We start from the raw sequence: 11997 nt of genomic DNA on the forward strand, positions 1-11997 counted from the left end.
GGCGGGTCAGTAGGCGGTGCAACGGTTGAGGTGCCGCGCAGGGTGCTGTTGGCGAGCGTTAGTAGGCGCTGCGCGGGGCGATGCGGGCGCCATCTGTGAGGCCCGCGGGCGGGTACATCACGATGCGCGCGCCGTCTTCGATCCCCGATGTGATCGCCGCCGACACGCCGTTGTTGGCGGCGATCTCGACCGGGGTTTTGTGCGCGATGCCGTCGCGCGCGACGAACAGGGCCCAGCCTTCGCCATCGCGGAAAAGTGCGCCTGCGGGCACTTTCAGGGCGTCGTCGTCGGACCATTCGATGATCCGCACCTCGACGCGGTAGCCATGGCCAAGCGCGGCGCGGTCCTCGTGCGGGCTGTCGAAGCCGATGGTGACGGTCACGCGCTGTTCCTCGACGCCTAGGGCAGAGGTGCGGGTAAAGCCCCACGGCGCGATCCGCGTCACGGTGCCGGACAGGGGGCGCGGCCCGCCCCAGTCGTCGATGATGACGGCGTCGCCGGGGGCGATGCGCACGGCGTCCCGGCTTAGCAAATCGGCCTGCACCTCCAGCCCCTCGGCGATGTTGCCGATCTCAAGCACCGGGGTGCCGGCGGGCAGGGTGGTTTCGCTTTGCTGCATGACCCGCAGGATACGGCCCGATATGGGCGCATGCAGGTCAATGATCTGGGCGTCGCCGTTGCCGCCCGCCTTCTGCTCGGCGGTTTCGTCGAAACTGCGCAGTTGCGCGCGGGCGTTATCAAGCTGCGCCACCCGCATCGAGATGCTGGCCCGCGCGGTATCGAGGGCCGCCTCGGCGGCGCGGGCGCTGCGTTCGCTGGCGTCCAGCGCCGCCTGGCTGGCGATGTCGCGGTCAAACAGCTTGCGGGTGCGTTCCAGGTTGGCCTGCGCCAGGTCGCGGTCGGCCTGGGCCTTGTGCAGATCGGCCTGGGCAAGGCGCAGCGCCGCCTCGGCGGCGGTGACATTGGCGCGGGCCTGTTCGCGGGTGCGCGCATCCAGGGCCGCCGACACAGTGGGCCGCATCCGCGCCACGACGGTGTCGCCGCGCGTGACGCTGTCTCCGGCCTCGACCTCGACCCGCATCAGGCGGCCGGTGATCGGGGTTGAAACGACGTAGGGCTCGTGCACGCGGGTGCGCCCCTCTTCGTCGATGGTCACGCGCATGGCGCCGCGCTCGGCTGTGCCGATATCCACCAGTTGCGGGCGCGGCCAGAAGGCGTAGCCAAGCCCCGCCAGAACGATGCCCGCGATGGCAAGGCCGATGACGATGCGCGAATGTTTCCTGCGTGCCATGTTCTATTCCCGTGTCTTGAGGGCGGATACCAGGTCCAGCCGCGTCAGGTTGCGCCACACTAGGAACGCCGACACCGTCGCCGCGATCACAACGGCCAGAATGGCGGCGCCGTAGTTTGAGGCATGGAACACAACCGGAATTTGGTAAAGATCGGTGCTGAACCCTTCGACAATCGCCCAAGTCAAGCCATAGCCCAGTCCGATGCCAAGGGGAATGGCCAGAAGCGTCACGATCGCCAACTCGCCCAGCAGGACGAAACCGGCCTCGGCGCGGGTAAAGCCCATGACCCGAAGGCTGGCCAAATCGCGGCTGCGTTCGGCAAAGGCGATGCGGGCGGCGTTGTAGACGATGCCGAAGGTGATGATCGCCGCAACCAGCAGCATCACGTAGCGCACCGATCCCGGCCCGGTGTTCATCAGATCGACCAGCGCAGTGCGCGCATCCGCCTTGAGGGTCACGCCAGCCACCGCCGGCATGTCCTTGATCGCCTGGTACAGCGTCTCGCGCGATGCGCTGTCGATGGTCAGCAGGGCGCCCGAGATGCGCCCCGGCTCGTTCAAAGCGCGGCCGAGTGCGTCGATTTCCATGAACGCGGGCGCGCCCAGCAGGGTTTGCGCAACCGCCGTCACCGGCAGGTGCAGGACCGGGCGGCGCCCCTCGCGGACCTCGACATAGAGCATGTCACCGGTGCGCACCTTCAGGATATCGGCAAGCGGTTCGGCCAGTGTTATGCCGCCGCCGCGCAGGGCTAGGGGCTCTTCGTTGGCGTCGATGATGCGGTTGAGCGCGGGCTCTCGCGGGCGGCCCTCGAGGGTGCCGCGATAGGTGTTGGTGCCGTTGCGCAGGATCGCGGGCACGATGCGCAGCGGCTCGGTTCGTTGCACGCCGTCCATGCGGCGTAACTCCAGCAGGGTCTTGCGCGGCACCGGGTGGGTGAACATGACCGTCATGTCCGAGCGGTTCATCACCGTGAAGGACAGGTCCACCGCCGTTGTGAAGCCGCTGACCACCGTCAGGGTGGAGGCCGACAGCGCCATGCCGGCGGCGATGCCCACAACACTGCCCAGCATGCGGCCGGGATAGCGGCTCAGCCGGCGCAGGACCATGCGGCTGGGTTGATCCAGGACGCGCCGGAATACGCCGGCAAGGTCAAACGTGCGGCTGTAGTCGGGCGGGGCTGGTGGGCGCATGGCGACCGCTGGCGTCAGGGCAAAGACGTGGCGCACAACGGCCAGCCCGCCCATCGTCGCGGCAAGGATGCTGATCGCGAAGCCGGTGACGAAGCTGATCGGGTCGAGGGTGAAGACAAGGAAGGGGAACTTGAAATAGGTCTGGTAGAACACGGCCAGGGCATGCCCCGCCGAGATCCCCGCGATGGACCCGGCAACGGCGCCGACCACCGCGATCAGCACCACCAGTTTGAGGTAGTGCAGGCTGACCTCCGCCCCGGAATAGCCGAACGCCTTGAGCAGGCCTATCTGCTCGCGCTCGGCCTGAACGATGCGTGCGACCACGATATAGAGAAGGAACGCCGCGATCCCCAGGAAGATGGGCGGCACCGTCGTGGCCGATGATGTCAGCCCGCGAATTTCCTCGGTGACAAAGCGGTTCGATGGCAGATCTGCCAGGCCATAGGCCCCGGTGGCGCCAAAGGGGGCCAGTGTCCGGTCGGCCACGTCGATGATGGCCTGCGGATTTGTGCCCCGCTCCAACTTCAGCAACATCTCGTTGAACGCGCCGCGCAGGTCATAGGCGGCCGCAAGCGCGGTGCGGCGCATCCAGAACACCGCGAAGCGGGCGTCGTCGGGGACCAATTCGCCCGGCGCGGTAGTATAGAGGAACTCGGGCGCACGGGCCAAGCCGACGATGCGCAGGCTATGGCGCGCGCCGTTCATCGTAACGTCGAGGCTGTCGCCCGGGGCGATGCCGCGGGCCTTGGCAAAGGCCGTCAGAAGAACGATTTCATCCGCGCTGGCAGAGCGCGGCAGCCTGCCTTCGGCAAGGTAGATATCATTGAGCCGCGGCGTTCCCGCGTCGGGCAGCGATAGCGCCTGCGCCCGGATCGGAAGGGCCCCTGCGCCCGGGTCGATCAGGGCCTGCCCCTTGATCCGGGTGGTGGCCGCGGCGACCCGCCGGTCGCTGGCAAGCCGCTCTGCCATCCGTTCGGGCGCGCGGGTGACGGGCACGAACACATCGGCAAGACGGTAGCGATCATAATAGGCGAGGCGTGTTTCATCGAGGGTGTTGACCAGCCCGGTCATCATCACCTGCATCAGCACGCCCAGCCCGATCACCAGCGCGATCGCCCCTGCCTGCCCCTTGATGCGCCACAGATCGCGCAGGAGCTTGCGATCGAGCGGGGCTACCATTCTATATCTGCCGCGCTGAGGGGGGTGTCGTTGCAGACCACCTCGCGGATATCGCCATCGGAGAAATGGATCACGCGGTTGGCCATGGCCGCGGTCGCGGCGGCGTGCGTCACGATGAGAACCGTGGTGCCGAGCCGCTTGTTCACGTCCGATAGCACCTTGAGCACCGCGCGGCCCGTGGTGCTATCGAGCGCGCCGGTCGGCTCGTCGCAAAACAGCACCGTCGGCTGCTTGGCCACGGCGCGGGCAATGGCGACGCGCTGCTGTTCGCCGCCGGACAGCTCGGACGGGTAATGATGGCTGCGCGCGGCCAGCCCGACCAGCGCTAGCGCCTCGGCCGGCTCCATCGGGTTGGCGGCTATTTCGGTGACCAGCTCGACGTTTTCATAGGCGGTCAGGCTGGGCATCAGGTTGTAGAACTGAAACACAAAGCCGACGTGATCGCGACGGTAGCGAGTCAACTGTTTGTCGCTCATGGCGGTCAGGTCGCTGCCTTGGAACATCACGCGCCCGTCACTGGCCCGGTCCAAGCCGCCGATGATATTGAGCAGCGTTGACTTGCCGCTACCCGATGGGCCGAGCAGCACGACCAGCTCGCCCTCGGGCAGGGTCAGGTCGAGCCCGCGCAGGGCGTGCACGGCCGCCGGCCCGGTGCCATAGACCTTGCTTAGCGATGTCACGGTGAAGATCGGTGTGGTCTGGCTTTGGCTTTGCACGGCGAATCCTCCGGTGCCACACCGCCAGCCTATCCAATCCGGCGGCCGTTTCCAGTGGCAAGATGCGCGCGGATTGCCTCAGGGCAAGGCGCCCAGCCACACCCAGACCGTGAGGATCGAGATAGACGTTCCGATCAGCACCGAAGAGGCTGCCACCCGCCGCGCGCGCCCGTAGATCGAGGCGAAGACGTAGGTGTTGATCCCCGGCGCCATCGACGCGGTCAGCACCGCCGAGCGGAACCCGTCGCGATCGAGCCCCAGTGTCCGGCCCATGAGCCATGTCGTCGCCGGGTGCGCGATCAGGGCAACTGCGCAGACCCAGGCGATCACCTTCAGATCGCCCTCGGGGCGGTAGCGCACCAGAACGCCGCCCATCCCGAACAAGGCCGCCGGAAGGGCGGCGCGCACCACCAGATCGACCGCGTCCGTTACCGGCCCCGGCAGGGTGATGCCGCCCAGGTTCACGATGAAGCCAAGCGCGATGCCGATCACAAGCGCGTTGCGGAACATCGCGCGCGTGACCGTCGCGACCAGTTTCAACGGCGCGCGGCCGCGTGCGCGCACGATTTCCATGACCGTGATGCCGAGACCGTAGCAAAACGGCGAGTGCACCGAGATGATGGCGTAGTTCGCGGTCAGGGCGCCTGCGCCGTAGGCGCGCTCGGTGATGGGCAGGCCCAACATCAAGGAGTTGGAAAACAGGCAGCAGAACCCGATGGCGACGCAATCCTCCCAATCGCGGCGGAAGATCAGGCGTGCGCCGAACAGACCCGCCAGGAACCCGACCGTTGCGCCGCTATAGAACGAGACAAGCAGCCTTGGGTGAAAGCTTTGGCTGAGGTCCAGTTTCGAGATCGCGGCGAACAGCAGGCAGGGGATCGCGAAGTTCTGGGTGAAGCTCATCAGCCCGTCGACGCCGCCCTCCGAGAAAAGGCGCAGTCGCACCGCCATGTAGCCAAAGCCGATCACCACGAAGACCGGAAGGATGACGTCGAGCAGGGCTTGCATCTAGTGCCCCCGCCGCGGACGATGTGCGGGGTGGCCCATGAATGGACGCCTCCGGCGGGAGTATTTGGGGCAAGATGAAGACCGGGGCGCGTGCATGTCAGTCCGGCAGAGTGATCACCATCCCGTCATGGGCGGGGGTGATGTGCTCGGGCGTTTCATCTTTTACCGTCTGGTAGTCCAGATCGATATGCATGTTGGTCAGCACCGCGCGGTGCGGAGCGGCGCGGGCGATCCAGTCGAGTGTCATGTCGAGGTGCGCATGCGTGGGGTGGGGGGGGCGGCGCAGGGCGTCGACCACCCAGTAGTCAAGGTTTTCCAGCATCTTCCAGGATGCCCCGGGCAGGCCGACGGCGTCGGGCAGGTAGGCCAGCGTCCCGATGCGAAATCCGAGCGCATCTATCGAGCCGTGATTGGCCTTGAACGGGATCAGGTGCACGGGGCCGCCCGCGCCCTCGATTGTGATTTCCCCCTTGATGGTGTGCATGTCAAGGATCGGGGGGTAGGGGCTATCTTCGGGCTGCACGAAGGCGTAGCCGAAGCGCGAGTAGAGGTCGTTTTGGGTGTCGCCATCGGCCCAGACGGGCAGGCGACGGCGCATGTTGAAGACGATCATGCGCAGATCGTCCAGCCCGTGCACGTGATCTGCGTGGGAATGGGTGTAGACCACCGCGTCCAGTTCGCCCACGCCGGCATCGAGAAGTTGCGCGCGCAGGTCCGGGGAGGTGTCGATCAGCACCCGCGTGGTGCCTTGGTCGGTCACGCGTTCGACCAGCATCGAGCAGCGGCGGCGGTTGTTTTTCGGGTTGTTCGGGTCGCAATCGCCCCAGTGGCCGCCAAGCCGTGGCACCCCGCCGGAAGATCCGCAACCCAGGATGGTATATCGCAGGTCTGCCATCAGGCGCTGGCCTTGCCATACGCGGCGGCCTTGGCGAACAGCCGGTCGAAATTGGCCTGCGTGTGCGCGGCGAATTCGGCGTAGTCCAGGCCAAGCACCTCGGCCCCGCGGCGGGCGGTGTGGGCGGTATAGGCGGGTTCGTTCCGCTTGCCGCGATAGGGCGGCGGGGCGAGGTAGGGGGCGTCGGTTTCGACGAGGATGCGATCGCGCGGCGCGGCGGCGAAAATCTGGCGCAGGGCCTCGCTTTTGGGGAAGGCGGCGATGCCGGACATCGACAGGTAGAAGCCCAGATCAAGCGCCGCGCGGGCCAGTTCGGCACTTGAGGAAAAGCAGTGCATGACGCATGCGTAGGGGCCGTTGCGGTATTCCTCGGTCAGGATGCGGACCATGTCGTCATCCGCGTCGCGCGCATGGATGATCAGCGGCAGGCCGGTCTCGCGGGCGACTGCTATGTGGATGCGCAAGCTGTCTTTTTGCACCTGCGCGGAGTCGGCGGTGTAGTGGTAATCCAGACCCGATTCGCCGATGCCGACGAATTTCGGATGCTGCGCGAGAGCGACAAGCTCGTCCACGGACGCCATCGGTTCGTCGGCGGCGCTCATGGGGTGGGTGCCGGCGGCGTAGAACACGGGGGCATAGGTTTCGGCGATGGCGCGCACCTGGGGCTCGGCCGACAGGCGGGTGCAGATGGTGACCATGCGGGTTACGCCCGCCTCGGCGGCGCGCGCGATGATCGCGTCGCGTTCGCCATCGAAATCTGGGAAATCAAGATGACAATGGCTGTCGGTGATTTCAATCGGTTCGCTCATCGCGCCCCCATGGCGGCTTAGCCCGCTGCAGTGTTCCGGATACTGAAGATCATATCTAGGATGAGCGAGGCAGGGTCAAGGTTCACGGCCCGGCCATGGGCGATGCGTGCACCCAGAGATTGTGCCAGATCGGCCCACATTCGGGCGCGGCGGGGGTCCGGGGCCAGCCGGGCGATCAGCGCGGCCTCGCCCGGGGCGGCCTCGACGGTGGGCGGCGCGCCGATGGCGCCGAAGCGCGCCATGCGGGTTAAAAAGAGGTCATTGAGGGCGATCAGCATGTCCAGCCGCGCCTCGGCCCCGCGTGCGGCGCCTGCTTCGGCCAGTTTCAGGGCACGTTGGCGGTCAAGCTGTGGCAGGTCGGAATAGAGTGCGACCATTTCGCCATAGCGGCGCACTCCGTCCATCGCCGTGAGGCGCAGCGCGGCGCCGACCGATCCGCCGGCCAGTTCGGCCAGTGCCTCGGGGGTGGTGTCGCCCTCGCCGGTCGCGCCGGCCTGTTGCAGGGCGCGCGACATGTCTCGCGGCGATAGCGGCGACAGGCGCAATTCGCGGCAGCGCGAGCGGATCGTCGGCAACAGGCGCGAGGGTTGGTGGCTGATCAGCAGGAGCGTGGTGTTGGCGGGCGGCTCTTCCAGCAGCTTGAGCAGCGCGTTCGCGGCGCTGGTGGTCATCTCGTCGGCGCAGTCAACGATCACGACCCGGCGCCCGGCGTCGGCTGCCGAGAGCGAGAAGAACGATTTTACGCGCCGTACTTCGTCAACGGTGATTTGCTGTTTCAGGCGCTTGGCCTTTTCGTCATAGGGCCGGCGCAACAGAAACAGCCCCGGATCCGACAGGGCCGCAACCCGGTGCGCGACGGGGTGGTCCGGATCGATGGTCAGCGTATCGGGCGGCGCCTCGGCCCCGAAAAGTCCGGCACCCTGTTGCGGGGGATGGGCGAGCAGGAAGCGCGCGATGGACCATGCCAGCGTGGCCTTGCCCACCCCGGCGGGCCCGGTGATCAGCCAGCCGTGGTGCAACCGCCCCGCGCCGTAGGCCGCGAGAAATGCGTTTTCGGCAGTGTCCTGCCCGAAGAGGTGCGGCGTCATTCGGGGGTGCGGGGCGCCTTCGATCCGGTCCGGCTCTGGCAGTTGAGCGGTGTCATCCATGCAGGCGCGCCTCGACAGTCGTCTGGATCTGGGCCGCGACGTCATCGATGGGGCGGTCGCCGTCGATCACGGTGATGCGGTCCGGGAAGGCCTCGGCAAGGGTCAGGAACCCCTTGCGCATCCGTGTCTGCAAATCCTCGCCAAAGGTTTCAAAGCGTTCCTCGGCGCCTTGCCGCGAGAGGGCCCGCGACAGCCCGGTTTCCGGGATCATGTCGATCAGGAGCGTCATGTCCGGCTCGCGCCCGATCATCAGGGTATGCAGCCGGTCCACCAGGCCGCGCAAGTCTTCGCCGCGCAGGCCCTGGTACATGCGGGTCGAGTCGGCGAAGCGATCGCAGATGACCACCTTGCCAGCGGCCAGCGCCGGTTCGATCGTGCGCTCAAGGTGATCGCGCCGCGCGGCGGTGAACAGCAATATCTCGGTATGCGGGGACCATCGGTCGGTCGCGCCCTCCAGAACAAGCTTGCGGATTTCCTCGGCGCCGGGGGAGCCACCGGGCTCGCGCGTCAGCACAACCTCGTAGCCTTGGTTGCGCAAGTGGTCGGCCAGCTTGCGGGCTTGGGTGGATTTGCCCGACCCGTCGATTCCCTCGAAACTGATGAACCATCCCCGCGTGGTCACAATGCGCCCTCGGGCCCCTTGTTCAACCGGTCCAGCAGCAAGATCGCCACTGTCGCGATCCGCGACAGGAACCCGCCGCGCGGAACGCTGCGATCCGCCACGAGGGGGACGCGGATTTCGTCCAGCTCTTCTGGCTTGAGCACCAGTTCGGCCAGGGTGTCGCCTTGTTGCACCGGGGCGGATACCGGCCCGCGATAGACAACTTCGCCCTCAATCTCGTCGCCCGCGAACACCGGCAAGAGGGCACTGATGTCCTCGGCCGGGACCAGGCCGACATCGGGCTCTGCGCCCATCCAAACCTCGGCGCGGGCGATCTCCTGCCCCGCCTTGGCCACCTCGCGCTGCGCGAACTGCCGGAACGCCCAATTCACGATGCCGCGCGATTCCGCCGCGCGGGCCTGGGCACTGGGCAAGCCCGAGATCGCAAAGATCACGCGCCGATCGCCTTGCTTGGCCGAGCCGACAAGGCCATATCCCGCCTCTTCGGTATGCCCGGTCTTTAGCCCATCCGCGCCGATCCCCAGGCCCAGAAGGGGGTTGCGGTTGCGCGTGTTGCTGGGTGCGCGGCCGTCGAATTCGAACTCCTGTTCCTTGAATAGCGGGTAGAAGTTAGGGAAATCGGTAATGATCCGGTTCGCCAAGAGGGCCAGGTCCCGCACGCTCATGCGGTGGCCGGCCTGCGGCCAGCCGTTGGAATTCATGAAGGTCGAGTTTGTCATCCCCATCTGTTGCGCCCTCTGGGTCATGTAGCGCGCGAACCCTGCCTCGGTTCCGTCGGGCGACAGGGCCTCGGCGAGGACAACGCAGGCGTCGTTGCCCGATAGCACGATGATGCCCCGCAACAGGTCTTCGACCCGTACGTTGTCGGTGGTGTCCAGGAACATGGTCGAGCCGCCGTAACTCATGGCATGGCGCGACACCGGTAGCTTCTCGTTCAACGACAGGCGCCCGTCGCGGATCGCCTCGAACGTCACGTAGAGCGTCATGAGCTTTGACATGGACGCCGGCGGGATCGGCTTGTCAGCTTCCTTGGATAGCAAGACGGTGCCACTGGTTTGATCCACTATGTAGGCGGCCCCGGCTTTTGTCTCGAACGCCGCCGCTGGTGCCGATAGCATCCAGAGCGCAGCTAGTGTCGAAACCGCAACGCCGAAGAAACGTGTCATCGGATACTCCTGTCTTTACCGATTCAGTTGGTCACGGCGTATGCGTCGCCGAACCCTTCTTTGCGGATTGCCTCAAGCAGCGCGCGCCGCTCCTTCGACGTGGCGGCGGGGCCGACGATGACGCGCCAGAACGGCTTGCCGCTGGCGCTTTGCTTCTTGACCGTGGGGATCATGCCGGCGCTGCGCATCCGCTCGGCGGTGCGGCGGGCGTTGTCCTCGACGCTGAAGATGCCGATCTGGATGAACGGCTTGTTCAGCGATGAGGTCTGCGGCTTGGGCGCCGGGGAGGATGCGGCGGCCTGCTCGGTTTCAGCCTCGGCCGAAGCCTCGGCATCGACCGCGGCAGGGGCCAATGTGGTTTGCTCCACGCCGTCCGGGGCCGCGGAGTCCATGTTCGCATCGGGGGCCGCCTCGGCCTGTTCCTCGGCAACTTCCTCGCGGCGCAGGGCGGTCACGTTCAACTCGGCCGGTTGCCCCGCCAGCATGCCCAGGGCCGCCGCCGCATCCGACGACACCTGCAGGCGCGGACCGGGGTTTGCGCGTTCGCGGCGGAACAGCGCCCCGATCACGAACTTGCCATCCGATGGCTTGCGTATGATCACGCGCTCGGGGCTTTTGACATCGGGATGCGCGACCCAAACGCCGCCCAGCGATGGACGCCCGTCCCACAACCCCTCTTCGGTGACCTGGAACACCTCCGGCGCCTCGACATCCCGCTCGATCAGTTTGACCGATTGTTGTCCCGCTTGCGCTGCCTCAGTCGTCTTTTCGCCATTGCCGCCGAACAGTGTTGTAAGGCCGCCGGCGCCCTCTTCGCACCCGGCAAGCGCCAATGCCATGATGGGAAGAACTATCCACCGTCCCGTACTGCGTGCCGTTATCCGTGCCCGTTGATCCACCCTCATGACTTGCCCCTTGCCTCTCGCGGATTTGGCGGCTTTCTACCGTCACCTTATGGCGCGGCATGCCTGTTTGTCGCGCAGTGTAGCGACAAGGGACATGCAAGAAAAGTCTGAGGCGGCGCGTCGGCGAAAATTCCCTTTGCGAGGTGAGCAGCTTGTGCTTCCAGAATCGCGCGCCACCGTTTATGCGACCTTGCAGTCGGAGGAGTGGCAGAGTGGTCGATTGCACCGGTCTTGAAAACCGGCGTGCGTGAAAGCGTACCGTGGGTTCGAATCCCACCTCCTCCGCCAGATCACGCTGCATTGATTTCAGATAAGTCATTGTAATTAAAAGTGAATTTGAAGTCGGGGCGGCTGCATCCATTCTGATTTCGCCGCTTTTGCTATACAAAAAGCTATACAGATTGCTATACTCTCCTCCGCAAGCGAGAGGGGAGTCTGGATATGGCCATCAAGAAGCGCGGCAAGACGTTGTCGCTGTATAGGCGTGTCCCAAAACGGTATGCGTCGATTGAACCGCGCAAGTTCATATGGCTGGCTCTCCATACCGACAGCCCATCAACAGCCGAACGCAAGGCCGGGCCGGCCTGGGATGCGCTCATAGCGGCATGGGAAGCCAAGCTTGCTGGCGATACCTCGGATGCCGAACAAGGCTTCGCTGCGGCGCGTGAGTTGGCGGCAGCGCGAGGTTTCCGATATCTGCGTGCAGATCAAGTAGCCAAGCTTCCCAGGGATGAACTGCTAGATCGGATCGCGGCTGTCGGCGGCACCGACACCGAACCAGACGTTCGTGATGCCGAGGCGCTGTTGGGGGCCTCACCAGAGCCGCAGATAACCGTCAGTCGTGCGCTTGAATTGTATTGGGGACTTACAGCCGATCAACTGCGCGGCAAGAACAACGATCAAGTGCGCCGCTGGAAGAACCCGAGAATCAAGGCGATCAACAATTTCGTCGCTGTGGTCGGCGACAAGGCGCTCGCCGATATCACCGGTGACGACATGCTGGACTTTCGCGGATGGTGGTTGGAAAAGATCGAAGCTCAAGGCCTCTCGCCGAACTCGGCAAACAA

At 65.7% G+C, this 11997-nt stretch carries 11 protein-coding genes and 1 tRNA gene; 2 read left to right on the plus strand and 10 right to left on the minus strand.

Annotated features, from left to right (window positions below; all coding sequences use genetic code 11):
- Window positions 1-58: 58 nt before the first annotated feature.
- The 10 genes from G568_RS0115320 to G568_RS0115365 all read right to left on the minus strand — a co-directional run bounded on the left by G568_RS0115320 (window position 59) and on the right by G568_RS0115365 (window position 10930).
- Window positions 59-1291, minus strand: coding sequence for an efflux RND transporter periplasmic adaptor subunit (locus tag G568_RS0115320; RefSeq protein ID WP_026758849.1), 1233 nt, complete (start codon window positions 1289-1291; stop codon window positions 59-61).
- A gap of 3 nt (window positions 1292-1294) precedes the next feature.
- The gene (locus G568_RS0115325; RefSeq protein ID WP_026758850.1) at window positions 1295-3661 is read right to left on the minus strand and encodes an ABC transporter permease; all 2367 of its coding nucleotides are present in this window, start codon (window positions 3659-3661) and stop codon (window positions 1295-1297) included.
- Window positions 3655-4377 (minus strand): ABC transporter ATP-binding protein, encoded by a 723-nt coding sequence (locus tag G568_RS0115330; RefSeq protein WP_051203065.1) that lies wholly within the window; start codon window positions 4375-4377, stop codon window positions 3655-3657. Before G568_RS0115330 ends, G568_RS0115325 begins: the two co-directional genes overlap by 7 nt.
- 78 nt (window positions 4378-4455) lie before the next feature.
- Window positions 4456-5385: an AEC family transporter gene (locus G568_RS0115335; RefSeq protein WP_026758852.1), complete on the minus strand. Its 930-nt coding sequence runs from the start codon at window positions 5383-5385 to the stop codon at window positions 4456-4458.
- A gap of 97 nt (window positions 5386-5482) precedes the next feature.
- Entirely contained in the window at window positions 5483-6280 is a 798-nt protein-coding gene (locus G568_RS0115340) for an MBL fold metallo-hydrolase (protein ID WP_026758853.1), read from the minus strand.
- Complete coding sequence (locus G568_RS0115345) at window positions 6280-7089, minus strand: TatD family hydrolase (protein WP_026758854.1); 810 nt, start codon at window positions 7087-7089, stop codon at window positions 6280-6282. The genes G568_RS0115340 and G568_RS0115345 overlap by 1 nt, the downstream gene beginning before the upstream one ends.
- A gap of 17 nt (window positions 7090-7106) precedes the next feature.
- Window positions 7107-8237: a DNA polymerase III subunit delta' gene (locus G568_RS0115350; protein WP_026758855.1), complete on the minus strand. Its 1131-nt coding sequence runs from the start codon at window positions 8235-8237 to the stop codon at window positions 7107-7109.
- Window positions 8230-8859, minus strand: coding sequence for a dTMP kinase (tmk, locus tag G568_RS0115355; RefSeq protein WP_026758856.1), 630 nt, complete (start codon window positions 8857-8859; stop codon window positions 8230-8232). Before tmk ends, G568_RS0115350 begins: the two co-directional genes overlap by 8 nt.
- The gene (locus G568_RS0115360; protein WP_026758857.1) at window positions 8856-10025 is read right to left on the minus strand and encodes a D-alanyl-D-alanine carboxypeptidase family protein; all 1170 of its coding nucleotides are present in this window, start codon (window positions 10023-10025) and stop codon (window positions 8856-8858) included. The genes tmk and G568_RS0115360 overlap by 4 nt, the downstream gene beginning before the upstream one ends.
- A 23-nt stretch (window positions 10026-10048) precedes the next feature.
- On the minus strand, window positions 10049-10930 hold the full coding sequence (locus tag G568_RS0115365; RefSeq protein WP_051203066.1) for an SPOR domain-containing protein: 882 nt from the start codon (window positions 10928-10930) through the stop codon (window positions 10049-10051).
- Between the two features lie 198 nt (window positions 10931-11128).
- On the opposite strand from G568_RS0115365, the gene G568_RS0115370 reads away from it, so the two are divergent.
- Together G568_RS0115370 and G568_RS0115375 are read left to right on the plus strand one after the other, a co-directional pair.
- Window positions 11129-11218 (plus strand) — tRNA-Ser (locus G568_RS0115370).
- A 153-nt stretch (window positions 11219-11371) separates the two neighbouring features.
- Window positions 11372-11997 (plus strand): DUF6538 domain-containing protein (locus G568_RS0115375; protein WP_026758859.1); only part of this gene is annotated, 626 nt, incomplete at its 3' end.

It is taken from the genome of Sediminimonas qiaohouensis DSM 21189, assembly GCF_000423645.1.
In the GTDB taxonomy this organism is placed as follows: domain Bacteria; phylum Pseudomonadota; class Alphaproteobacteria; order Rhodobacterales; family Rhodobacteraceae; genus Sediminimonas; species Sediminimonas qiaohouensis.